Annotated in this window: 19 protein-coding genes; 13 read left to right on the top strand and 6 right to left on the bottom strand. The window is 50.6% G+C overall.

The annotated features are described in order from the left end of the window. Window positions 1-151: 151 nt before the first annotated feature. Window positions 152-547 (top strand): VOC family protein, encoded by a 396-nt coding sequence (locus GW590_RS04945; RefSeq protein WP_169401905.1) that lies wholly within the window; start codon window positions 152-154, stop codon window positions 545-547. A gap of 17 nt (window positions 548-564) precedes the next feature. On the opposite strand, the gene GW590_RS04940 is transcribed toward GW590_RS04945, so the two are convergent. Further along, window positions 565-1,251 carry a hypothetical protein gene (locus tag GW590_RS04940; RefSeq protein ID WP_235955857.1) on the bottom strand — a complete coding sequence of 229 codons (687 nt, stop codon included), beginning with the start codon at window positions 1,249-1,251 and terminating at the stop codon, window positions 565-567. Between the two features lie 204 nt (window positions 1,252-1,455). Here GW590_RS04940 and norR point away from each other — a divergent pair, with 204 nt between their 5' ends. Then, on the top strand, window positions 1,456-2,973 hold the full coding sequence (norR, locus tag GW590_RS04935) for a nitric oxide reductase transcriptional regulator NorR (RefSeq protein WP_169401903.1): 1,518 nt from the start codon (window positions 1,456-1,458) through the stop codon (window positions 2,971-2,973). A gap of 22 nt (window positions 2,974-2,995) precedes the next feature. On the opposite strand, the gene tehB is transcribed toward norR, so the two are convergent. The 4 genes from tehB to GW590_RS04915 form a co-directional block, all read right to left on the bottom strand. Then, on the bottom strand, window positions 2,996-3,859 hold the full coding sequence (gene tehB, locus GW590_RS04930; protein ID WP_169401902.1) for an SAM-dependent methyltransferase TehB: 864 nt from the start codon (window positions 3,857-3,859) through the stop codon (window positions 2,996-2,998). Further along, window positions 3,856-5,013 carry an NADH:flavorubredoxin reductase NorW gene (gene norW, locus GW590_RS04925; RefSeq protein ID WP_169401901.1) on the bottom strand — a complete coding sequence of 386 codons (1,158 nt, stop codon included), beginning with the start codon at window positions 5,011-5,013 and terminating at the stop codon, window positions 3,856-3,858. The genes tehB and norW overlap by 4 nt, the downstream gene beginning before the upstream one ends. Beyond that, the gene (gene norV / locus GW590_RS04920; protein WP_169401900.1) at window positions 5,010-6,506 is read right to left on the bottom strand and encodes an anaerobic nitric oxide reductase flavorubredoxin; all 1,497 of its coding nucleotides are present in this window, start codon (window positions 6,504-6,506) and stop codon (window positions 5,010-5,012) included. Before norV ends, norW begins: the two co-directional genes overlap by 4 nt. Window positions 6,507-6,713: 207 nt before the next feature. Next, entirely contained in the window at window positions 6,714-7,997 is a 1,284-nt protein-coding gene (locus GW590_RS04915; RefSeq protein WP_328803042.1) for a globin domain-containing protein, read from the bottom strand. Between the two features lie 284 nt (window positions 7,998-8,281). Here GW590_RS04915 and tehA point away from each other — a divergent pair, with 284 nt between their 5' ends. Further along, window positions 8,282-9,274 (top strand): dicarboxylate transporter/tellurite-resistance protein TehA, encoded by a 993-nt coding sequence (tehA, locus tag GW590_RS04910; RefSeq protein ID WP_169401898.1) that lies wholly within the window; start codon window positions 8,282-8,284, stop codon window positions 9,272-9,274. Window positions 9,275-9,602: 328 nt separating this feature from the next. On the opposite strand, the gene GW590_RS04905 is transcribed toward tehA, so the two are convergent. Beyond that, complete coding sequence (locus GW590_RS04905; RefSeq protein WP_169401897.1) at window positions 9,603-10,055, bottom strand: acyltransferase; 453 nt, start codon at window positions 10,053-10,055, stop codon at window positions 9,603-9,605. A gap of 567 nt (window positions 10,056-10,622) precedes the next feature. On the opposite strand from GW590_RS04905, the gene GW590_RS04900 reads away from it, so the two are divergent. The 10 genes from GW590_RS04900 (at window position 10,623) to GW590_RS04855 (ending at window position 25,505) form a co-directional block, all read left to right on the top strand. Beyond that, the gene (locus GW590_RS04900) at window positions 10,623-11,363 is read left to right on the top strand and encodes a hypothetical protein (protein ID WP_169401896.1); all 741 of its coding nucleotides are present in this window, start codon (window positions 10,623-10,625) and stop codon (window positions 11,361-11,363) included. A gap of 91 nt (window positions 11,364-11,454) precedes the next feature. Beyond that, on the top strand, window positions 11,455-11,937 hold the full coding sequence (locus GW590_RS04895) for a hypothetical protein (RefSeq protein WP_169401895.1): 483 nt from the start codon (window positions 11,455-11,457) through the stop codon (window positions 11,935-11,937). 156 nt (window positions 11,938-12,093) lie between these two features. After that, window positions 12,094-13,224, top strand: a complete 1,131-nt coding sequence (locus tag GW590_RS04890; protein WP_169401894.1) for a tellurite resistance domain protein — start codon at window positions 12,094-12,096, stop codon at window positions 13,222-13,224. A gap of 50 nt (window positions 13,225-13,274) precedes the next feature. Further along, window positions 13,275-14,807: an SrfA family protein gene (locus GW590_RS04885; protein WP_169401893.1), complete on the top strand. Its 1,533-nt coding sequence runs from the start codon at window positions 13,275-13,277 to the stop codon at window positions 14,805-14,807. Window positions 14,808-14,825: 18 nt separating this feature from the next. Next, complete coding sequence (locus GW590_RS04880) at window positions 14,826-17,900, top strand: virulence factor SrfB (protein ID WP_169401892.1); 3,075 nt, start codon at window positions 14,826-14,828, stop codon at window positions 17,898-17,900. Beyond that, window positions 17,900-20,596 (top strand): virulence factor SrfC family protein, encoded by a 2,697-nt coding sequence (locus GW590_RS04875; RefSeq protein ID WP_169401891.1) that lies wholly within the window; start codon window positions 17,900-17,902, stop codon window positions 20,594-20,596. Before GW590_RS04880 ends, GW590_RS04875 begins: the two co-directional genes overlap by 1 nt. Beyond that, the gene (locus GW590_RS04870) at window positions 20,590-21,606 is read left to right on the top strand and encodes a hypothetical protein (RefSeq protein WP_169401890.1); all 1,017 of its coding nucleotides are present in this window, start codon (window positions 20,590-20,592) and stop codon (window positions 21,604-21,606) included. The genes GW590_RS04875 and GW590_RS04870 overlap by 7 nt, the downstream gene beginning before the upstream one ends. Next, on the top strand, window positions 21,603-23,564 hold the full coding sequence (locus GW590_RS04865; protein WP_235955856.1) for a vWA domain-containing protein: 1,962 nt from the start codon (window positions 21,603-21,605) through the stop codon (window positions 23,562-23,564). The genes GW590_RS04870 and GW590_RS04865 overlap by 4 nt, the downstream gene beginning before the upstream one ends. Then, a complete protein-coding gene (locus tag GW590_RS04860) occupies window positions 23,564-24,301 on the top strand; it encodes an ABC transporter ATP-binding protein (protein ID WP_169401889.1) in 738 nt (245 codons plus the stop codon). Before GW590_RS04865 ends, GW590_RS04860 begins: the two co-directional genes overlap by 1 nt. Beyond that, on the top strand, window positions 24,291-25,505 hold the full coding sequence (locus GW590_RS04855; RefSeq protein ID WP_211186642.1) for an ABC transporter permease: 1,215 nt from the start codon (window positions 24,291-24,293) through the stop codon (window positions 25,503-25,505). The genes GW590_RS04860 and GW590_RS04855 overlap by 11 nt, the downstream gene beginning before the upstream one ends. Window positions 25,506-25,553: the final 48 nt, after the last annotated feature.

Raw genomic sequence — 25,553 nt, 5'->3', positions numbered from 1 at the left:
GGAATAAGATGAAAGCTACGCCTTTCCACAACAGAAACTGCGCCAGACGGGTAATTGGCCTCTCCCCTTGTTATCATCAGCTATACAAGGCATTGCCAGCAGAATCGCCGCGGTCCGCGGCTGGCATATTCAATTATCTATGGGGGAGTTTATGCTCGATCACATCTTTTTATCGGTGAGTAATCTGGAGAGATCAGTTGCATTTTACACCGTAGCATTGGCTCCACTCGGTATCACCAGCCGCGTTGACTATGACGGCAAAGACGGACCGGCGGGGCACCCGGATCTCAAAGGCTTTGGCGCCAATGGCCGGATATTTTTCTGGCTGCGTGAAGGCACAGCGGCAGGAGGGGCTACCCATGTGGGTTTTGTGGCCAATAGTACCGAAATAGTGGATCAGGCCTATGCGGCGGCAATCAAAGCGGGAGCCACGGACAACGGCGCGCCAGGCATCAGACTTTACTATGACCCGCGCTATTATGCCGCCGGGGTTATCGATCCCGATGGCTACACGCTGGAGTTTGTCTATAAAAGCTGGCAGCACTAAGCATGCAGCAACCTTTTCTATAATAAAAACTCCACCTCACCCCAGTTATAGGTGGCCAGCGCCAGCCGGATCTCTCCACTAACGGCACCATATCGGCAGTTGCTATGAGAAATAAAATAGTCCCTTACTCCGGGCGGCAGTTTCTCGGCTTTGTAACGTAGCAGCGTGGTATGCCAGAACTCCGGCGGCGCATCCTGGCCCGGATATCTTTGCCGTAACGGGGTTTGCCATTCAGAGGCACGCAGCGCGTCCCAGAACATCTTCCTGTTTTTCTCTGCTTGCTCACCGGGAATTCCGGCTAACAGCAACTGGTCAGGAAGCGCCACCAGTTGCAAATCCGCCACGGCGAGTTCGCGGTTTTCTACCGTTTGATTAAATATTGCGATTAGATTGGCGCCAGGAGGCATATCGCGAGCATGGGGATAGCGCGCAGATGTTATCGCCAGAAAGGTGAGATGGAAATTTTCTTCACTCATCACCTCGGCAAGGGGGTCTGCCGCCGTCAGGCAACGGATATCATTGAGCAGTGACTTTATTACCGGGTTAAGGCTGGGTTGTATCCCGCTGGTCAGGGCTTTGAGGTCCTGGGGATAGAATGATTTGCCAACCTGTTGCCCATTGTTCTCCGGCGTTATCAGCCACTGCTGAAGGGTATCCCGAGAGCGACGGGCGTAAATATTTTCCAGAAAATGATGGTTTCGCAATTTCTTCCCCTGAATCGCCATAAGTCATCGTATTTGGCTGCCAATATGCGCTTGTTGCAATCTGATAAGGATGTATTTTAAAGGCAGCCTCGATAGAATGTTCAGATTGCCAAAATTTTTTGCGTGACGCAGCATGCCGAGCGTTTGTCCCATGCCCCCTGCCGTTAAAATTATCTTAATTGCACCCAACGTTAGGATTGATGTATGCCGCTTTCCATTCAGTCTCTTGCCGCGATAGCCATAGATTTGCAAACGGGGCTTACGCGTCGGGATCACTTTACGCTGCTGGTCAGTAGCTTACGCCAGTTGCTTAACTGCGATGCGACAGCGCTTTTGCGTTTCGAAGCACAACAATTCCGCCCGTTGGCCATTGATGGCCTGACCCAGGACGTTCTCGGTCGCCGTTTTGCCCTGGATCAACACCCGCGCCTTGAAGCCATTGCACGCGCGGGTCATGTGGTGCGATTTCCGGAAGATAGCCATTTGCCGGATCCTTATGACGGTCTGATCCCCGGCCACGATAAATTAAAGGTTCATGCCTGTATTGGCTTGCCGCTTTTTGCTGACCAGAATCTTATTGGTGCTCTGACCTTCGACAGCCTCAACCCACGGCAATTTGATCAATTTAATGATGAAGAGCTACAGCTTATCAGCGTACTGGCCGCGGCGGCATTGAATAACGCGCTGCTGGTTGAAACCCTGGAAAAACAATCGCTGCCCGATTTTGTTCAGCAAATCAGCATTGCCCGTGACGGCGGGGAAATTATTGGCTCCTCCCCGGTTATGCAGCAACTGAAACAAGAGATCGGCATTGTTGCCGGTTCGGACCTCAATGTGCTGATCTCCGGCGAAACCGGTGTCGGCAAAGAGTTGGTCGCCCGCGCCATACATCTTGGCTCGGCACGTGCGGCACATCCTCTGGTCTATCTTAACTGTGCGGCATTACCGGAAAACGTCGCCGAAAGTGAACTGTTCGGCCATGTCAAAGGGGCGTTTACCGGCGCTATTCAACATCGGGTAGGTAAATTTGAGCTGGCCGATAATGGCACGTTATTTCTCGATGAAATTGGCGAGCTGTCATTATCCCTGCAGGCCAAGCTGCTGCGAATAATTCAGTATGGCGATCTGCAGCGCGTCGGCGATGACAGCATGAAACGCGTCAATGTCCGTATCCTGGCAGCAACCAATCGTGAGCTTAAGCAAGCGGTGGTCAGCGGCCAGTTTCGCGCCGATTTATACCACCGACTCAGCGTCTTCCCCGTTGTGGTGCCGCCATTACGCGAACGGGTTAGCGATATCCCGCTGCTGGCCGGTTTTTTCTGCGAGCGTTATCGCATTAAGCTGGGATTGACACAACTGGTGCTGAGAGGAGACGCCTTAACAGCGCTGGAAGGTTATCCGTGGCCGGGGAATATCCGTGAGCTGGAACATGCCATTTATCGTGCGGCGGTACTGGCCAGGGCAACACAAAATGGCGGGGTAACCGAATTATTACCCCTGCATTTTAATCTCAACAGCCAGACAGCGCCCGAGCAGCAAGATAACGAGATGCCGCCAATCCTGGTCCAGGGCGATCTGGCAACCCTGACCGATCAGTTCCAGCGCGAGGTGATCCGCAAGGTGCTGACGGCATCGGATATGAACTGGGCCGCCACCGCGAGGAAGTTGAATCTGAATAGCGGCAATTTACACCGACTGGCAAAACGGCTGGGGTTAAAATAGCGTCAGACTGTTGGCGAAAGCATTAGTCCACTTTTTTCGCCAGCAGTGTCGCAAACTGCAGTTTTATTCTTTCGCCCTTGCTGTCGGTTTTATGCAACTGCCCGGCATTTTCGTTATATTTGAGAATATCCCAGTGCTGATAGTAGCTTTTTAGCTCCCCTTCCTTGAAGGTAAATGAAAAGGGTAACGGACAAGGGTAATCCGTGGTATCCATGGCGGCAACAATCAAATTATAGCCCCCAGCCTTGGTGGCGGCTTGCATATTCTCAATCAAGGACGGGATGCTTTCCCGGTTGAGAAACATAAAGACAACCGTTGATAAAATAAAGTCATAATTACCGGAAAATTCCAGTGAATTTAAATCATTAACTTGCGCCGAAATATTTGTCAGGCCTTCAAGAGTAATTAACTCATTGACCCGTGCGATACTTTCCGCGTTTTTATCCCAGGCAGTCACATCGAACCCCTTAAGGTTTAGATAGAGCGCATTACGCCCCACGCCGCACCCCAGATCCAGCGTTTTACCGGGAGTGATAAATTCTGACGCAGAAACGACCTCGGAGTGAGTGGCGGTCAGCTGGTACTTACGCGAGAAATAGTCTTCGGCCCGGCAGCTCAGGGTTTGTTGGCAACGGATATCATCAGAAAAAGAGACAATGCGATACTTTTGCAGAGGAGCGATCATCATATCATCTGAATCTGCCCGAAGAGACTGCTGGCCAAGGCTTTCGCCAGTGGCGGAAAGGTTTTCAACTATTAATGAACCCTGCTCAACAGATAAGCTTGCCCATACCCCATCCTCATGCTGGCAGCCAGTTAACAACGCCTCTGGAATATTGGTACTATTCCAGAGGGGCAGTGTGTTATATGACCATAATGCTTTCATTGCTGCTCCTGGGTTTTATAGGAATTATTCAACGTTTTTAATAAAACAAACGCCTGCTTCATATGATCTTCACTGACAATAAAGGCTCGTAACTGCTGTTGACGATCAAATCCTTTGGCAATTATACCCTGTGCTTCGGCCAGGATAGTCCATTGCAAATCCTGGCGCTGAGTTTCCCCGGCCAGTTGCATGGGCATAGCTGGGGTCTTCACTTTAATCAGCATCGGCGGCAGTGTTAACCCGTCGCGGGTGCCGAGTAAATTTTTGGCTAAGGTAATGGCACCAAACTGGATGGGTTGCAGGAATGGCAGTAATTGACCATTAATTTCCGCGCAGTCACCCAGCGCATAAATGTTCTCTGCCGAGGTCTGTAAACAGCTATCCACCAGAATGCCACGATTTACCTGCAAACCCGCCTGTCGGGCCAGTTTGCTATTGGGCCGTAAGCCGACGGCGGAAACAGCCGCGTCCGTCAGCAATTGCCGCCCGTTACTTAGGGTGGCCAACAGCCCTCCCTCCGCAAGTTGCAGACTGACCAGTTGCTGATTAAGCAGCAGTTCAACCCCCATCTGTTGCAGGGAGCATTGCAGGCGGCTACTGACCTCGACCGGCATAAGTGACGATAACAAGCTATTGGCCTGATCGATAACCGTCACCTGTTTACCTGCACGGCACATATCCATTGCCAGCTCACTGCCAATCAGGCCGCCGCCGAGGATCAATACCCGTTTCGCCGACAACAGACGATCTTCACACTGACGGTATTCCTGCTGGCTGTTGAGCGTCAGCATATGTTGGTGACCCGCTATCGGTGGAACAATAGCGGATGCCCCGACGGCTAATACCAGCTTATCGTACTGCCAGCTGTGCTGCTGGCTGGATACCCGTTGGCTTGCGGCATCGATGGCCATGACCCGCGTGTTGCTATGCAGTTGCAGATTATATTGTTGTGCAAAGCTGACCGAGGATCCCCTGGTCAGCGCATCTGCCAGTTGTTGCTGGCTGATAACATGGCTGAGTTCCGGTTTGTTATATTCATCGCAGCTATCGTCGGCAATCAGCGTAATAGGAACATGGCTATCTTGTTTGCGCAGATTTTTCACCAGCTGACGGGCAGCAAAACCGGATCCGATGATCACAATGCCGTTATTCATTTTGCTTCCCCTGGCAGAGGATCAAAGACCTCTTTACCCATCGCACATTCCGGGCATAAGAAATCATCCGGGACATCCTGCCAGCAGGTACCAGGCGCAACCTCCTGCATCGCCTCCCCTTGTTGTGGATCATAAATCCACAGGCAGACACTGCACTGCATACAGGGCCCCAACTCTGCACTTGCCGCGTTGTCGGCTAAAACCACGGTGTCCACCGGTTGCGGAGTCTGTGCGTCGCTGGCTGCCAGCGGGCTGACGGGGGTTTGTGCGACTGGTGCTGGTTCCGGTAACAAAGGTTCCAATGCCCATTGGCGGGCAATATCACGTCCGTGTTGACGACAGAGTTCCAGATTGTCACGGTCGGGACGCCACTTGGCTTTCAACGCCAGCGAGGTTTCAAAACCGCAATCCATCAGACGGGTCTGGATACGATCTACCGCCCCGCCATTCCAGCCAAAACTGCCGAATGCGGCGGCTTTCTTATTACGAAAACGCAGGCCTGCCAACTCTTCCAGCATGCCGGCGACCTTCGGCATCATCACATTGTTCATGGTCGATGAACCAACCAACACACCTTTGGAACGGAAGACGTTAGTGAGAATTTCATTCTTGTCATGGCGAGCCACGTTAAAGATTTTAACCTTTACCCGCGGATCGGTTTCATTGATACCTTGGGCAATTGCATCCGCCATCATACGAGTGTTATTGGACATGGTGTCGTAGAAAATCGTGATGCGATCTTCCTGATAATCCGCTGCCCAGGCGAGATACTGATGCACAATCTGCGTCGGGTTATCCCGCCATACCACGCCGTGTGAAGTAGCGATCATATCGACCGGCAGATTAAAACCGAGAATTTCATGAATTTTGGGTGCTACCAGACGGCTGAACGGCGTAAGAATATTCGCGTAATAACGCTGACACTGTTCAAACAGTTCGTTCTGATCAACTTCATCATTAAACAGATGCTCATCGCAGTAATGCTGACCAAAAGCGTCATTACTAAACAGCACTGCGTCGCCGGTGATATAGGTCATCATACTGTCCGGCCAGTGCAACATCGGGGTTTCTACAAAGATCAGCTGTTTATTATTGCCGATATCCAAAGTGTCGCCGGTATGGACAATATTAAAATTCCATTCCGGGTGATGATGATGGCCATTAATGGAGTCGATACCATTGGCGGTACAGTAAATTGGCGTGTTGGGAATGCGTGACATCAGCTCAGTCAGGGCGCCGGCATGATCTTCTTCGGCGTGGTTGATAACGATAAAATCCAGGGTATTGAGATCGATTTCCTCGGCCAGCGCCTGGACAAACTCGCGACTGAATTTATGATCGACGGTGTCGATTAACACGGTTTTTTCTTCGCGGATCAGATAGCTGTTATAGCTGCTGCCACGCAGGGTCTTATATTCAGTGCCATGAAAATCGCGAACTTCCCAGTCACGTTGCCCAACCCACTGGATGTTGTTTTTTACCTGAATCGCCATGTTAGTTACCTTTAATGATTGATTTAATAATCGATACATAGAGATAGCAAACGGCGTGCCAGCATTTATCACCTTGATTTTAAATAGTTTTAAATTTAATAATGTCAAAATGACAATGCTGATTTATTGTCATTTTGACTGTTACAGTGTCTTTTTGACAGTTGCAAGGCCTAGCCTAACGCTGGCGACACTTGCAACGGGAAAAGGTTAAAGCGCAACGCCTCCGGGACCAAAGGCTTCACTGTGTATTCTCTCTACGGGAATGCAAAGTTCCAGCAATGACTCTCTTTGCTGCTGCATAAAGGGGGCTGGGCCACACAGGTAATAATCGGCATCTTTGGGAAGATAACTTTCCGGCAATTGCTTGAGATCGAGTCGGCCTTGCAGATGGTAGTCTTTACCGAGGATATCTTCAGCTACCACATTTTCATAAGCCACAAAGGCATGGAGATGAGGGTTTTCATTGGCCAATGCCTGAACCTCTGCGCGCATCCCATGCACATTGGAACCGCGAGCGGCATGGATAAAATATATCGGTTTTTTAACCTGGTTGACGCTGGAGAAATACGCTTCTGTTTTGCCCGGCAGTGTGTGCTCATTTTCTGTCGAGGATCCGCCAGTTACTAACTGATTTAGCATAGCAAGCATGGGGGTTTGCCCTATCCCTGCGCTGATAAACACATTGCTGTTATCAGCATTGACCAGGAAAAAGTTTCCGCAGGGTGCACTGAGTTCAACCCGGTCGCCTTCTTGTGCTACCTGATGCAAGGTCGAGGAGACATAGCCCGGGTTATGATCTTCGGTACGCGCATACTCGCGTTTAACCGAGATGCGCAAATATTCCCCCGAGGGGCTATCGGATAAACTATATTGACGTGGCTGCTTAATGCCAAGCTCAGGGACCATAATACGTAAAGTGATATACTGCCCTGGCTTATATAACGGTAATGGCTTGCCATCCTCGGGTGTCAGATAGAATGAAGTAATTTCATCACTTTCATTAATCTTGCTTTTAATAATAAAATTGCGCCATCCCAACCAGCTACCAGCGGTTGTTTCGTGCTCGCTATAAATGGCTTTTTCCGTGGCAATAAATAAATCAGCAAGCTGTCCATAGGCTATTGCCCAGGCGCTTATTAACGGATCATCCATCGAAATGGCCAGCACTTCGCTGATAGAGTGAAGCAAGTTCTCGCCGACAATAGCGTAATCCGGAGCCTGAATATTTAAACTGACATGCTTATTACATACCAGCTCAATGACCGGTGCCAGTACGCTGGGATCGTCGATATTTTCCGCATAAGCCAGTACCGCCCCCGCCAGGGCTTTTGCCTGTGCTCCGCTGCGTTGATTCCCCATGTTAAAGGTTTCTTTTAACACAGGATTATTGCTCAGCATACGATTGTAAAAATACTCAGTCAGCGCCACGCCGTTTGCCCGCAGTACCGGAACTGTCGCCTTTACTAACTCTTTCTGCTCTTCGGTTAACACTATGCACCTCACTCCACAACAAAAGATGCATTTAAAATACATCTTTAATTTTATTATTACAAGCCTCAAACAAATATTGATTTCTTAACATTCCAAAGAGGGATTAATAACAAAAACAGCACAGAGAATGATGTGTCAAAAAAATTGCACATAGAGGCAGATTGAATACCAAAAGAGGGGTAAATCAATATACTACTTTATAGATAGAAGGCCTATTCTGGCAGCCATTGATTTTGTGAGATAAAAAAACTACTATTTGTTTAAACTTTATTTGAATTAAAAAAATGAACAATTCTGCTGTTAGAACCCCCCCTCTTCGTCTGAATTTACCCGCTGGTTATTTTGGCATGGTGCTGGGCACCATTGGCGCCGGTTTTGGCTGGCGTTATGCCGCCACTATTTGGCCGGTGCCGATGATAATTGGTGATGGATTAGTGGTAATGGCGACGCTTATTTGGTTGCTGCTTGCCTGCGCTTTTATATACCGCTTAGTGCGTTTTCCTCACAGCGTAAAAGCGGAAATCGAACATCCGCTAATGAGCAGTTATGTCAGCCTGTTCCCGGCGACTACCATGCTGGTGGCGATGGGGATTGCGCCCTGGTGGCATGCACTGACTGTTGCCATGTTTGTCGCCGGGGCCGTCACACAGTTGGTCTATGCCGCCTGGCAAAGTGCCGGACTGTGGCGAGGAAAACACGATCATGAAGCCACTACGCCGGGGCTCTATCTGCCGACCGTGGCCAATAACTTTATCAGTTGCATGGCCTGTGGGACGTTAGGTTATCACGACCTGGGTCTGCTGTTTCTGGGGGCGGGGATCTTCTCCTGGCTCAGTCTGGAACCGGCCATTTTGCAACGGATGCGCAATCAGGGAGAAATGCCCATAGCGGTACGGACCTCGCTCGGTATTCAACTGGCCCCGGCGCTGGTGGCATGCAGCGCCTGGCTGGCAATCAATGGCGGCGAAGTGGATGTATTGGCAAAAATGCTGTTCGGCTACGGTCTGTTGCAATTGCTGTTTATGATCCGCCTGTTTCCCTGGTATCTGAAAAGTCCCTTTAATGCTTCGTTCTGGAGTTTCTCATTCGGGCTTTCGGCCCTTGCCACCACCGCCCTGCATCTCGGCCATGCCGCTACAGACGGGATATTACCGGTGCTGGCACTGCCCCTTTTTGTGTTTAGCAACTTTCTGATTAGCTTGTTGTTTATGCGCACAGTATTATTATTGCTTAAAGGAAAACTGCTGGTCTTTACCCGGATAGGCTCTGGTTTATAAAAAATTAATAAGGGAGAAACAATGAATAATAAAGCGAATTTTTTATGGATAAAAAAACTAACCGCTCTGTTTAGCTTCTCTTTAACGGTGTTACTGGTATCCTTTTCATCGCTAAAAATTGTTGGCGAGGGAAACACTCTGGTAGACATTTCCTTATCTTGCCTTGTTTTTATTGGCTTTCTCGGCCTGTTTAGAATAATAAGAAAATTTTTAATTTGGTACTTTTAATGCACACAGCATTATAAAAAAGTTTGTATTTATATTGCATTGAAATACTCTCAAATTTACCGGTAACTGTCTGGGCCAGCTTAAGCGGCCCATTAATGAGTTACAACGCTCTGATCAATCGGGCTGGATTACCGGCATAAATGCCCTTCACCGTTACCGGCTTGACCACCACACTGCCGGCACCTATCACTGAACCACTGCATATTGCATCGGTTAAAATTGTCGCACCGCTGCCAATGCTGACATTATCGCCAAGGGTAATGTTAATCCAATTGCGCGCATCCGCATCCGGCGCACCACACTTAAACAAGTCATTGGCAAAGGTGACATTGTGGCCAATAAAGCAGTTTGCCCCCAGGGTGACATTCTCGCAAATAAAGCTGTGTGACTGCACACGACTGCCGCGACCAATCACACACCCTTTCTGAATTTCGACAAAAGGACCGATAAATACATCGTCATGCAGCTCGCACTCATAAATATTCGCCGGACTCATCACTCTGACGTTATTTCCGCTAGTCACATCCCGTATTTCACAATTAATAATTTTCATAATCGATCCGTCGTTTATAACGAGTTAGCAGATAAAAATGGCTCTTGGATTGGCTAGTTTAATGCACGGGCAAGTTTGTGCAATATTGATTTGGGTTATTTAAATACATTCACCACACTTAACATTTTTAACAAAAAAACAAATAAACGCCAGAGGACGCAACGAAACCCTGGCAGACCCCAGGAGCAACACCACCCCTTGTATTGCTGTAAATTTTATCAAAACAGGGGGCTAAAAGAGCAGAAGAACTAAAACCGATGCACCTGCGGAAACATTAATTTTTTTTCATTTTTCTGCTAAAGGTTTCGACGGGTATGCCGATAGGTATCTGGTGTTTTATGGATAAAGCTCCCCCATGTACATGTTTATCCTTATTGAGACATGCCTGAATGAGATGGTAAGAAAATCGTTATTGATAATAACAGCGCAAAAACGATTATAAATCGACCACCATTGTAATATTGACAAATCGCACAGACCTCTAACAAATTTTTTACATCAATAATATCGATGGGCAGCACAGTGACGTCCAAAGCTGCTCTATTTGCTAATTTAAGGATAAAACAGATGGTAATTAAGTTTAAACATAGCGCAACCTGTCTTCTGGTTTCTCTCACCCTGCTTCTTAGTGGCTGCGCTAATACTGGCAGTACTCTTCTGTCTGACACCAAACCCGATGCCCGACTGACCAGCGGTGAACAATCCAAATTTTTCACCGCTTCCGGCGCGCAAGGCTGTGCCGTAGGTGCTGTTGCTGGTGCTGGTATTGGTGCACTGGCAGGTTTAGCAGCAGGAAACACTAAAAAAGTTGTTGCCGGTGCCGCTATTGGTGGTGCTGCCGGATGTGCGGCTGGTTTTGCCACCAACTACTACCTGGATAGTCTGAAGAAAAATTACGCCACGACTGCAGATCGCCTGCAAGCGATGGGTAAAGACATCAATAAAGATACCGTCAATGTGGAAACAGCATCTACTGCAATGAAAAAAGTCATCAGTGAAAACCATGCCACTCTGACCAAAATTAGCCTGCAAAAAGATAAAGCCGGATTTGATAAAGCTGGCGCGGCTAAAGACCTGTCTCAAATTGATGCCAACATCAAGGAAATGAAATCACAAATCAAGGCGATGAACGAAACAAAAGCCGGTTATAAAGTGGCTCTGCAGGCACAGAAGGCAACGACAGCAGCAGAAAAAGCCAAGCTAGCAACACTGACCAAAGAAAATGACCAACTTAGTGCTCAAATTAGTGCGCTGGAATCAGAAGCGAACGGTTTGTACAGTCAGCGCCAGGCTATTTCTCTGGGTTGATGATTGCGGGCCGGTATTATTATCGGCCCCCTTTTACGGCTATTTTGGGCCTCGCAATTTTATTAAGTTGCCCCTGTTCATGGACGGCTTTATGAGAAAATACATCCTACTCGCACCATTCTTGCTTGCCGGTTGTGCAACCACCCCGCAGGACTGCGATTTACATGCGCAAGATCCCAGCTTTATCACCAAGTTGAACTGCGCTACCTCTGGCGGTTACAGACAAAAAGTTGACGAGAAAGAGCAACAAGTCCTGCAAAGCCAGCGTGAAAATAAGCTCGCTAAACAAGATCTGGCAAATACGCAAAGCAGAGAACTCGCCTCAAGTCAGCAACTGGAAAATGAGCAAGCCAAATTAACGGCTGTCCGCTCAGATCTGGCGCAGACGTTGAATCGTCTGCAATCAAGCAAAGTTCAAAACAAACAACGCCAGCAAGAAATTAGAAAACTGCAAGAACTGCAACAGCAATCTCAAAAAGCGAATAGTGATAGTGAAATTGCCGTTATTGAGAAAAAAATTGCTGACGCCAAAAAGAGAATTCAGGCGCTTGAGCAGGCAAATACGCTTCACTAAAAACGCAGCCGACGTGGCGAGCGTTGATGGCCGTCACGTTGCATAAAATGGACCAAGAGATAGCAGTGACCTAACAATACTGATATCGCTTACTGGTATGCCGCCAGTCCTCTATGAAGTGACTGAGGCCAACGGCAATAATAATGATTCTGGGTTATGCAACGATTAATAACTGCAGCGCCAATTGATAATTCTACGCTGGCAACTTACGAAGAAACGGTCGCGATTATCCGCCGTCATCTGCCACCGTCTCTTGCCCTACTCTTTGCTACTGCACGTCAGAGTGCTGAAGGCAATCTTGAGTGGTGGACAGAGCGCCAGGGGCTGGCAACACCACTGTCAGCACTGAGTGATACTGAACAGCTTAGAGTACAGAACAAGCGCCAGCAATATCAGGATATCCTTGCAGGCCTGATTAAGCAGCTTGCCTCCCGCGGCGAGGATAAATCCGCTGATGCCTTGCAAATGTTGCTCACCCATTCTCAAGGGCTAAGCTGCTATGGCGTCGGTGGCGAGCCTGTATTGATCAACTGGGCAATTCCTGTGCAGCAAACGCCCATGCCGATTGCCTCGGCATCCTGGCAACGACGCTTACTGCCCTGGCTGTTATTACTGCTTTTATTGGCCCTGCTGGCGCTCGCCTGGTGGTGGTATCGGCAGCATACTTATAATAACCCTCCAGTAGAAACGCCCGTCGCGCTTTCCCCGGCACCCTCCCCTACTCGCTTAACTCAGGATAACCCCAGCATAAATCTGGCGAAGCGTAAGGACTTTGGGAAAATTAAAGCCAATCTGACCTGGCAACAAGGTGCGCACCAACAACCCATTGATCTGGATATCGCAGCATTTGTTCGTTTTAAAAATGGCAAAAAAAGCGGCGTCGAGGCACTGAGTAAATTTCTCGGTAACTACGACAAACCACCTTATATGTTGTTGCAAAAAGATATGCGTGACGGCGACGACCAGGATGGTGAATGGCTCTTCATCAACGGAAGCAACTGGCAGGATATTGATGAAGTGTTGATTTATAGCTTTATCTACGGTGGCACAAATAACTGGCAGGGCACCAATGCCACCATCACCCTTTATGTCCCCGGTCAGCCGCCGATAAGCTCCACCCTGGTTGATGGCAACGAACGCAATAATGTCGCTGCGATAGCCAGATTAAAAAATGTTGATGGTGACATAAAAGTTGAACGCCTCAACAGTTTCTTCCCTGACCGGGAGTCTTTAGACAAACATTTTGGCTGGGGCTTTGAATGGACGCCTGGGGCGAGAAAAAATTAGCCGCACTCACTAAGAATTGCATTAATTCACAGCCTTACAAGGATTAGACGATGCGAGATTCGATTCAGGGACCCCTATTACGTACAGGGCATAACTCTTCATTTAAGGCGCTTGGTGAAACCGGCTACCCGGTGTTCAAAATGGCATTTCAGCTTCGGGAAGCCATATACCGTCTCGATGCCGGACGCGATCTGGCCCGCCACCTCGCCGTACCGCAAAACGATCAGGGAGGCGATCGAACCGACTGGTATAGCAGCTTTCCCGGCGACGTTGTTCCCTGGAGTGGGGCAAGCGAAAGCGAACGAGCCTCTGCACGTCAGCAATTCAATGAATTCCGGATAGCGGTACAAGCATTAAGCGAACAACAGCTTAACGCTGAACAGAGTGGAACAGGCGGCGATCGCCGGGTATTTGCTCAGCTATTGAAGTCAGTTATCCATTTCCCCGATTATGATTTTGTCTATCTGGTTAACGGGGTGCTGGTTATTACCTTTTGGGGATTTATCCACCCGACAGAAGGGCAGCAGGATCCCATGCATTGGTTGGAGCCCTCCTCTGTACCGCTGTCAACGCCGATTTCCGCACCTATCCAGCCGGTCGTACAGTCAGCCATCACGGCAACATCATCGACAATACCGCAAGTGGAGACGGCTACCCGAACCCGACGCTGGAACTGGCGTTGGTGGCGCTGGCTGCTTTGGTTACTGTTAGCTCTGCTGTTTCTGGCTGTTTTGCTGGGATTGCTCCGTGGTTGTGCACCCTCACTCTCATTACCGGGCCTGCCAGGTTTATCCGGAGATAAAACCCTCTCGCAAGCCGTCGGCCACGCTAATACCGGCAATGCCTCAGATGTGAATGTTCCGGCCACTGCCGATCTGAATGTGCAAAAACTGACGGCTGAGAAAAACGCAGGGGCAGAGATCACTGGTGGAGTAAAAAGTGCAGTGGCAGACACCAGCGAGGGAGAAAAAACCATTTCAGGCCAGCCACTAGACGCCGGGCACCCCGTTAATCCTGACACCTCTTCCGCTGCGGATGCCAGTAATCTCCCCAGTGACAAGCCACAACCGTTGAACAATACCGAAAACGGCGATGTAACCAAATCCACTGACCCGGTTCAACCGGCTCGCCAGGATGCTCAGAACACGGGATCTCAGCAACCCGCTAACACGGCCAACAGCCAACCGCCGGCAACCCCGGCTCAGGGAAAACCGCTGACACTGCCGCCTAACCTGCGGGACGGCCCGGCTCGGTTTCTTAATGGCCAGTGGCGGGCCAATGGCGGCATCCAGGACAAGCTCACCGGTCGTCCGCTGCAGTTGCAATACAACTTTGAACAAGGCAATGGCACCGTCAGTGTGCGCCAGTCCAGTGGCGTAACCTGCACCGGTTCAGCCAAGGGCAATTTGCAGCAAGGTGCCCTTAACATCACGCAACCCGAACAGATGACATGTAGCGACGGAACAAATTTCATCGTTCCAAACATACAGTGCAAATCACCAGAGTCTGGTCGCGCAGATTGCGTCGGCAGCAACGATGGGGACAAAACCTTCCCTATTCGCATGCTTCAACCCAACACCTAAACCGGGGCGGATTAAATTATGTTGCCTGAGATTGTTTCTTTTGATCGTCAAATTACACTGGTCGGCGACTCCGGGATCCAGTTTATGGATTTTGGCCTGGCCCTCGGGCGCCTGCCTGCCGGTGAATTTGTCAAACTCGCTAACGGTGTGCTTACCCGTCTGATCTACAACGAGCAGCGCGATTACTATTTCTATCAACCGACGCCTGACAATATTGAGAAGGCCAAAAGCCAGTACGATATTCCCGTTGAACAGAGCCTGAAATTATTTGATGGCACCTGGTTGCCTCTCCCCGTATTTCGTTTTAGTCCGCCGAATATTTATCAGGAAGGACCACTCAACTGGGCACGTTTCCGCTTGGTGAAACTGGCTGAAGCCGATATGGATGGCCATACCCACCGCATGACGGTGGCTATTGACACACGTATCATGGCCAAACAGCACACCACAGCAGACCTCAGCCCAAATCAAGAGGACGTGAATGCGGGGGCGACATTTGCCGTGGCGACGGCGACATATGCCCTCAACTGGTATCTGACCCAGGATTGGGTAAAGGACTGGCTCAAAGAAGTGTTTAAAGAAGCCAGCAAAGGCCGGGACATTGACGAGCGTGAACAAGAACTCGCTCAGCAATATCCATTGGCTCACTACCTCAATCTGCTGTCATTGATGGCCACTCCGCTAGAAGGTCTGCAAGCTCAGACAGAGCCAACTATTGCACTGCCGCAATTTCGGATGATTGCCAACCGGGAAACCAACGCCATCAAGCCGATATCGGTCGATTTGATCCTCGATGTCGGCAACTCCCGTACTTGCGGCATTCTAATCGAAGATCACGGACAGTCTGGCTCGGGTCTGACGCAAAATTATGTGTTAAAACTGCGCGATCTCAGTTCTCCCGAACAGGTGTATACCGAACCATTCGAAAGCCGGGTGGAGTTTTCACAAGCCTTTTTCGGCAAAGATCACTGCTCGGTACGCAGCGGCCGCCATGATGCCTTTCAATGGCCGACCATTGCCAGAATCGGTGGTGAAGCCAGTCGCTTAGCGGCACGCCGCCGGGGCAGCGAAGGCTCAACAGGCATCTCCAGCCCCAAACGTTACCTGTGGGATGAGAAATTTTATGGTCAGGGCTGGCGCTTTAACGGCAGCTATGTACAAGACACCAATCCGCTCGCCACAGCAGCCCCGTTTGCCAACTTGATCGATGAAAGAGGCGAAGCACTCCATACCATTGAAGATGAGATGGATCGCATTCCGGTCTTCACACCTCGCTATTCACGCAGCTCTTTAATGACTTTTATGCTGTCTGAAGTATTAACCCAGGCCATCAGCCAGATTAATAGCCCGGAACAGCGTATTCGCCAGGGACATGCGGGGATCCCACGTCAGTTGCGTCATATCATTCTTACAGTACCGCCTGGACTGCCAATGGCTGAACGCTGCATCCTCGACGAGAGAATGCGTCAGGCGGTGGGTTTGGTGTGGAAATCCCTGCGCTGGCACACTGGCGAAAATAATCCTTACGATGATGAAGTAGAGACAACCCATCAAGGGAACATCAAGATCCCGCTGCCCAAAATCCGCGTCGAGTGGGACGAAGCCTCTTGCGCTCAGCTGGTATATTTATATACCGAGATCAATCAGAATTTCGCCGGTCACCCGGAAGAGTTTTTCGACACCATCGGCCGACCCGACCGCAAAGAGCGAGAAACCATCACTATTGCCTCAATCGATATCGGCGGCGGGACAACGGACCTGGTGGTCACGGACTATCGCCTGGATCGCAATGGTTCATCCGGTGGCGGAGCCAATGCGCATATCATTCCACACCAGCGCTTTCGTGACAGTTTCAAAATCGCAGGCGATGATATTCTGCTTGATGTGATTCAGTCCTACGTGCTGCCAGCCTTTGAGCAGGCGCTGCATGAAGTCGGGGTGTTCTCGGTCGAAACCCTTATGTCTCAGCTGTGTGGTTCACAAAATATTAGCGCAGCCGAGTCAGTGTTACGTCAACAGCTTTGTTTACAGCTGTTCGTCCCCCTGGCTCTGCATATCCTGAGCTGTTACGAAAAATATGACCCGCAGGATGAGCAAAACCACCAGCTGATCAATCAGCGGGTCAGTGAGTTGCTGCCAGCGGGTAGCATCCGTGAAGAAGTCGAGGGTTTTGTCCGCCGTGAAATACAAAAGGCTGGCGGCCCCAATGACTTCAAATTGGGTAATATCACGCTGGACTTGCCACTGGTGAAGATGCACAACGATTTGTGCTCGGGTAAATTCAGTATCGATAAAATCCTCACCGCGTTGTGCGAGGTTTTATCCTGCTACAACTGCGATCTGCTGCTGCTGACTGGCCGACCGTCGCAATTGCCGGGTATTCAGGCCATCATTCGTCGTAATCTGCCGTTACCTCCAGGGCGAATTTTAGCGCTGCATGGTTACCAGACCGGCACCTGGTATCCGTTCCATAAAAACGGCCATATCGACGATCCCAAAAGCACCGCCTCCGTGGGCGCAATGTTGTCACAGCTGTGTGCCAACCATAGTATTCCCAACTTCCATTTCCGCACCTCGGCGCTTAAGCCCTATTCGACCATTCGCCATATCGGCATCATCGATATGGATAGCCTGATCCGCGATGCCGATATTGTTTACCGCCACATCCATTCGGAAAATGGCCAGATCAAATTGCCGTCGATAACAAATGACGCCGGGGAGACCACCACGCAGAGCATCATTATGCGCGGCGATCTGCGGTTAGGTTACCGTCAGCTGGATGCCGAGCGCTGGACCGCGGCACCGTTATATACCCTGCGTTTTAGTGAAGATGGCCGTAGAAAATTCTCTGCGGCGACATCGTTGGACAGCGGTTCACCTTATCTACAAGTAAGACTGACCGTTGCAACAAACCAAGCTAAGCAAGCGCGCAAATTAGGGCTGATCAGCGATCGCCTGATAATCGCTGATGTGAGCAGCAACACCGACAAATCGTTTAACAAGAACGACGTGGAGCTGGAGCTCAATACCATGCCCGATACCGGACTCATTGATAGCCGGCACTGGCTCGATAGCGGGAGTGTGAAAAAATAATGAACAATGAACAAAATTCCCTTAAACAAGGCTGGTCAGCTATCGCCCGGGGTTGTCAGGATGCACTCGGCTGGGTGGACGCCGTGCGAACGAATTCTCGCCGTCTTGATAACGAAGCAGATAAGCTCAACATCAATTTACTTCGCACGCGCAATCTGGCAAATAGCCTCACACAAGTCGCCACCACGCCGATGACGGTGGGATTTTTTGGTATCTCGCAAGCGGGTAAGTCCTATCTTATTTCGGCGTTGGCGGCCGGCAGCAATGGCCAACTGAAAGCACAGTATGGCAACCAGCAGGTAGACTTTATCAAACAGGTGAACCCTGTAGGGGTGGGTAAAGAGGCTACCGGTCTGGTCACCCGTTTCACCAAACAGATACCCGAAACGCCGGCGGGCTACCCTGTTCCCCTGCGCCTGTTTAGCGAAATAGATCTGGCAAAGATTCTGTCCAACGCCTGGTTTAAAGACTTTAACCACGAGCAGTTGAGTTATCAGCTTGACGAATCCCGCATTGAAGAGCGCCTGCGCCCCTACCTGCAACGCGCAGGCCAGAGTAACGCATATAATGGGGTTAACAGCGAAGATGTCGTGGCATTGTGGGACTACCTCAACGCCTCCTTCAAAAAATCGGTAGAAAAGCTTGAACATGCCTACTGGCCCCAGGTGCTTAAAATCGCGCCGACGCTAAGTGTAAATGAACGGGCGGACCTCTTCTCTCTATTGTGGGGGGAGCTACCCGAGCTGACCGAAGTTTATCGATCCCTGGCGAATGTGCTGACAAAACTTAACCACGCTGAGATGGTATTTGCTCCTCTGGAAGCTCTTACCGATCACAGCAGCGGCAGTATCATGAACGTCGATAGCCTGAGTCGTCTCGGTTCACATCAGGATCGCAGTGTCGACATACGCTACTGGAAAGACAGCCAGCAGATCGGCAGCGCCACCTTGTTACAAGCTGAGTTGGCAGCGCTTACTACCGAGCTTATTTTCCCACTGGCCGAAGTTGCCAATGGCAGCATAATGGCGCAGGTCGACTTACTCGACTTCCCCGGCTATCGCTCACGTCTACAGAAAACCGAACTGAAAGGCCCCGATCAGGATGGTCTTAGCCCAATAGCGCAACTGCTGCTTCGCGGCAAAGTGGCCTACCTCTTTGAGCGCTACACCGATAACCAGGAGATGAATGCTCTGGTGGTCTGCGCCAACTCGGTGAGACAAAGCGAGGTTACGGATGTCGGCCCGGTATTAACCCGCTGGGTGGAGAAGACCCAGGGCAAAACCCCGCAAGAGCGAGCAAAAAGCAAACCAGGATTGTTCTGGGCCATCACCATGTGCGACAAGCGCATCTCCGACAGCTTGCAGCATACGGAAAGTCAGTTGAAAGATGGTATGGAAGGCATGCTGCTTATCACTCTGCTTGAAGGCTTTAAAGAGTTCGACTGGCTAACGGAATGGACCCCGGGTAAACCATTTAATAACTGCTTCCTTGTGCGTAAACCCGGAATGGATAACGCCTTCCTCACGCTGGAAAGCGGAGCTGATAGCGAGACGCTAAAAGAAGTAGCTCTCGCTGAACGCTATCAAGATGTGCTCGACAAAATGGGCAGCATCTTTATCAATGAGAAAATCGTTTCTCGTCATGTTGCCGAACCACGGGACGCATGGCAAGCCATGCTTAGGCTAAACGATGGCGGCGCATCTCGTCTTAGCGAGGCACTGCACGGCGTAGCCAATCTGGATTTTAAATTGCAACACCTGCATCAACAGTTGCTGCAGTGTCGCCATGAGACAGGCGATCAACGACTCGGCCGCTGGTATGAAAAAGACGGCGACGACAAGTTAGTTAAGAAACAAGCCATTGCCAAAGAACTATGGCAAGGTTTATCCGTTTGTCCGCAAAGTATGGGGGAAATGATCGGTCGCTTGGATCTCCCCACTTATGAACTGAATAATATCTATCTGAGCATTCGTCAGCAGGATCCCGAACCGCATGCCACGATTGATCATCCGCAAAGTACATACTCTCCCAGTCCGTTTGGAGATAACCCTTTTGCAAACAATCCCTTTGCCAGTTCGCCCGTCGAGGATCAACCTGTCGTTATCGAATCAACACCCGCGCCGCAAAGAGTGGGCCAGGATGACGAGTTTGCCCAGCTTGCATTCAAGGCCTGGGTCGCCCACCTGAGAGAATTACCGCAGCAAACCCGACAATGGCAACAGCTTGGTATAAACAGTGAAATGGTGAATCTGCTCTGTGAAGAGCTGATCACTGCCGCCACACGTCTGGATCTCGAGGGTGTATTGAAACGGGCACTGGCAGGCCAGGAACAGGCAGGTACCAGCCGTAGCCAGCTTATGGCTCGTCAGGTGCTGCGGGCCCAGTTGGCGATACGTGATTTCATTGCCTGGTTCGGTTACCTCTCGCTGCCGCAAGAACAGGTTCCCAATAGCTATATTGGTGAGAAAAATAAAGTTTTTATCCAGCAGAAGCCGCTTATCAATGATGAACTGCCGCAACTGGCACCTCTTGCTCCTCAACCCGGAGTTTCCTACATGGGGGACTGGCTATCGGCCCTGATGACCATCATTTTGGACAACGCGGGTCATAGTGCTACCCGCGATATTTCCGTCGAACATAACCGAGACCTTGGTCTAATTATCAGCCAATTGAAACAAGAGAACATGCCATGCTAGCTAAAATCATCGCCAGCCAACCAGCGGAGCCAGGGATTGCGCAATTGATGATTCGCCTGCGCGGCGAACAAGCCATATTACCTGACCTGACTTTTACACTGTGCAACAATGAGCAGAACTACTTGCAGCCTGATGCCAGCTGGAGCCCGGCCCCACACTGGTTTACCATTAATGGCGGCTACCAGTTAGACACGGGTAGCGGTTTTCGTATTGGTTCAACTCTGCTTGACCCGCTATTGGCAAATGCCAGCCAGGTACAAATCCAGGTTAAGCTGGTATCGGGGGAAATACGTAGCACCACGTTACAACTGGCGCGCGATGAGTTGCTCTCATCCGAAGCCCGCGGTCAGACCGGTAATTACAGCGGAAGTAGCGTATTAAGCGCACCACAATCCGAGCCAGTAATGGTTCCCCCCGACGTTGTGGAAACTGAGCCAACGCCGTTACCGGCAATGTCGGCACAGGCTGAGCGCAAACCAAAACCGGGATCATCCCGTATTCCAATGATAGTCGCCGCCCTGTTGGTGTTGTTGATTGTCGCAGGAGCGCTATGGTGGTTTTTAGGGCGAGGGGCCGCTACCAACATTCCCGCGAAAGTAGATAAACAGCCCGAAGTCACGGCGGCTGCGGCTTCGCCAGCCACAGCAGCAAATAAACCGACAGCAGGCGAATGTTCACCGGCTAACCTCAATAGCCAAAGCGAACTCGACTTCGTACAAAATTGCGTGCAGCAAAAGCTCGACAGCAACAAGCTGCTGGCCATTATTCAAGCGGCTAAAGAAGCGAAGAAATGTGGCGTCGCGCAACGCCTGTACGCCAACCGGGCACAGGGCGGTGACAGCCAGGTGGCGCTCGCTTACGCAAATGAATATGACCCTAAATTTCATCAACCAAGCGAATGTTTCAAAAATCCAGATGCTGACACCGCAGCCTACTGGTATGAAACCGCATTGCAATCTGATCCGAATAACCAAAAGGCCAAACAACGCCTTGAGGAGCTGAAGAAATGATGAGTAAGTCTCTTTTTCGGCTGGCTCTGCCTTTGTGCGGCCTGCTTCTTGGCAGCCACGCGCTTGCCGCTGATGGCGACAAGCCGCTACTGCAAGAAGGGAAAAAAACCTTATATCAACGGGTGCTCACCACCCCTGGCTGCAAACTGGGTAAAACTGCCGGTGATGATAAAGGCGAGTTACAACCGGCCTTTAGCAGCCTTTACGTTTATCAAAAAGCCGATGCAAATGGCCAAGGCTGGGTCAAAGTCGGCCCGGACAGCTATGGAAAAACCATTGGCTGGTTACCGCAATCATGCACCGTTGACTGGAAAATGCAGTTGACCCTGGCCTTTACTAACCCGGCTAACCGCGACCGCCTGTTATTTTTCAAAGAAAGAAAAAGCCTTGACGATATCCTCGCTGCCCCCGACCCGGTATCTCTGATTGCGCCACTACGCGCCAAGCTGAAACGCGAGGGTCACGCAGAGGGTGTATTGGCCCAGGAACCCGAATACTTTGTTGATATGCAGAAGCAGTTTTATCTGTTGCCCATTTTGAGTGGTGAAGAGGTCATGACTGAAAGCGGGTTCTACACGCGTTTACTTAACGTTGCCTCTATCAGCAAGGCCGATCCCAATGCCAAACATGAAGATAATGTCAACCAACTCAAAGGGTTTAATGCCTCGATTGTCTTCGTCATTGATTCTACCCTTTCAATGGGTCCGTACATTGAGCGCACCAAAGAAACGGTGAACAAGATCTACGACAAGATCAAACAAGAGCATCTGCAAGAACAGGTGAAATTTGGACTGGTTTCGTTTCGCTCAAACAACAAAGTTGTGCCGGGACTGGAATATAGAACAAAGATATATGCCGATCCCAATCAGGTAAAAGATGGCGAAGATTTTCTTAAGAAGGTCGCCGATCTGAAAGAGGCCAAAGTCTCCAGCGCCTTATACGACGAAGACAGTTATGCCGGCGTGCTATCCGCGATTGACGACATTGACTGGAGCCCGTTCGGCGCGCGTTATATGGTGTTAATCACCGATGCCGGGGCAATTGAGGGGGGAAACAAACTGTCAGGAACAGGTCTTGATGCCAAACAGCTGCGGCTGGAAGCGGGCAACCGGGGTATTGCAATCTATACCTTGCACCTGAAGACACCCAGTGGCAAAGATGACCATGCCAAGGCCGAAGGTCAGTATCGCGATCTCTCCAACTTTGACAGCACGCAGTCAAACCTTTATCAGGCAGTGGATGCCGGTGACCTGAAAACCTTTGGTCAGCAGGTTGATACCCTTGCGGCGGCTATTACCGAACAGGTCAAGTCAGCCTATATGGGCGATCCTGCCATCGGCAGCGCGATCTATTCCAAAGATGATGGCAAGAAGCCGACGCCAGAGCAGAAATTACTTGAGGATACCGCGTTAATTGGTCATGCCATGCAACTGGCCTACCTCGGTAAAAAGAATGATACCCAGGCACCGCTGGTGTTTAAGGCCTGGATCAGCGACCGCGATCTGATTAAGCAAAACATTCCCACCACCGACGTTCGCGTGCTGCTGACCAAAGGTCAACTGAGCGATTTGAGCGACGCAGTGAATCAGATCCTGCAAGCTGCTAATGAAGGCATGATCTCCCCCGCCAAAATGTTTGAGCGACTGCGAACCATCGCCGCAACCATGGGTGCCGATCCCAACCAGCTCAAGCAGCAGGACAATACTAAAATCAATGATCTTGGCGTGTTAGGGGAATATCTCGCCGACCTGCCGTATCGCAGTGACGTCCTGAACCTTGATGAAGAGACCTGGAAGAGCTGGGATGGTTTGTCACAGGAGAAATTTATCCGCACCCTGTCAGCGAAGTTGCGTTACTACCAGAAATATAATGCCGATGTTGATCGCTGGGTTGAACTCGCAAAAGGAAGTGATCCCCGCGATCGCGTCTACCCGGTACCACTGGAAATGATGCCCTGATGCTACACATTGAGGATTTGTGTGTAGTGCGTGGTCAGGGGGATCTGGCTCACCGTGTTTACCTGCCGCAGCTCGAGCTGCGGCCAGGCCAGGTGATGGCGGTTACCGGCGAAAGTGGTTGTGGCAAAAGCACGCTGCTCGAAGCTATCGGCTTATTACTGCGTCCCAGTCACGTAGGCCGCTTCGAGCTGAGTGATAGCAATCAACAATATGATGTCGCTACATTGCTCAACAGCAATCAGCAAACAGAACTGGCAGACATTCGCGCACGCCAACTTGGATTTGTACTGCAAAATGGCGGCCTGCTGCCCTACCTGACAGTGCAAGACAATATGCGGTTGCCATGTCAGTTGCTCGCCAGAGTGCCAGACAAAACGATGCTGGCGAGAATCACTGATACCCTGAAGCTGGGCCCCCTGTTGTCTAAATATCCGGCACAGTTATCCTTTGGTGAAAGGCAGAGAACCGCCTTCGCCCGCGCCCTGTTACACCGTCCGGCGCTGGTGCTGGCGGACGAGCCCACTGCGGCGCTTGATCCCTACAATGCCCAGCAATTGTTTAGCCTGTTTATCGATCTGGTTTGCCAGGAGGGCATGATGGCACTGGTGGTTTGCCACGACTGGCCGCTGGTACAGCGTTTCAATTTACCTTGTCTTATCGCCCGTCCTGCCCCGATTTCTGCCAACCATGCTGATGCAGAAGGACAAGCTCAGAGGGGGACCTATTTTGCCTTATAACCGTATCCTGCTCCTTGGTCGTCTGGCGCTACAAGACCTGTGGCACGATCGCATTATCTCTTTTTGTATCACGTCCTCACTGGTAGCGGTGATCGCCCCTCTGCTGCTGCTGTTTGGTTTGCGTTTTGGGATTGTCAGCCAGTTGCAGGATGATCTGGCAAAAGATCCCCGTAACCTTGAAATCCGCATGCTTAGCAGTGGCAGCTATGACCAGGGCTGGATAGAACAACTGCGTCAACGGCCAGATGTCGGCTTTGCCATTGGACAAACACGTTCCCTAAATACCCTTGCCGACCTGCAGACGGACAGTAGCCATTTTATTGAAAATGCCGAGGTGATCCCTACCGACGTCGGCGATCCGCTGTTGGGCAGCATTGAGATCCAGCACGATAATGATGTCGTCCTGACACAAGAAGCCGCACGCAAACTGGCCGTCAAGGTCGGGGATACGGTCACCTTACGGGTGAGCCGTCAGCGTGAAGAACGTCAGGAATGGGGGCGAAACAGCCTGACGGTGGCAGGCATTTTACCGCCGACCTATTTTAACCGCACGGCCATATTTACCCAACCCGCGCTGCTACTCATGCTCGAACATTTCAGAGACGGCTATGCTATTCCCGCCCTTGGCATTAGCAGCGGTGATCCCTTTAGCAATAAACCGCCGCTGTATGCCCGTGCCAGATTGTACGCCAAAGACATTGATCACGTTGCCAGCCTCGAAGGCGATCTGAGAACACAACGCATCGAAACCGCCAGCCGTTTGGCTGATATTGAGAATGTAAAAAGCATTAATCGGGTGCTTGGCGTCATTTTTAATACCATCGCCGCCACGGCACTTGTCGGCTGTATTGCTTCTCTTATCGGTTCATTTATCGCCAACGTTGATCGCAAACGTAAACATATTGCCGTTTTGCGCCTCCTCGGTTTTACCGGCCCGGCGGTAGGGTTATATGTGATGTTACAAGGCTGCCTGCTCAGCCTGCTGGCTTACGCGGGCGGCTACAGCATCTATCTAATCGCCAGCCAGGTCTTTAACCGGGCGCTCTCCGGTAGTCGGGCCACCGGACAAATGCTTTGCAAAATTACGCTAGAGCAGAGTGTGTTAGCGATGGTAATGACGGCAGTCGTTGCACTGCTGGTTGCCAGCATCGGGGCCTGGCGAGCCATTAATATTGAACCTGCGCAGAGCCTGCGCGAAGTGTGATCTTTTCCCCTTCATTTTCAATTCAACTTATGATTTGCGGAGCTTGTT

The sequence above is a fragment of the Rouxiella aceris genome (genome assembly GCF_012933545.1).
GTDB classification, from domain to species: Bacteria; Pseudomonadota; Gammaproteobacteria; order Enterobacterales; family Enterobacteriaceae; genus Rouxiella; species Rouxiella aceris.
The sequence above is the reverse complement of the archived record's forward strand: the minus strand, read 5'-3'. Positions and strand labels throughout refer to the sequence as shown.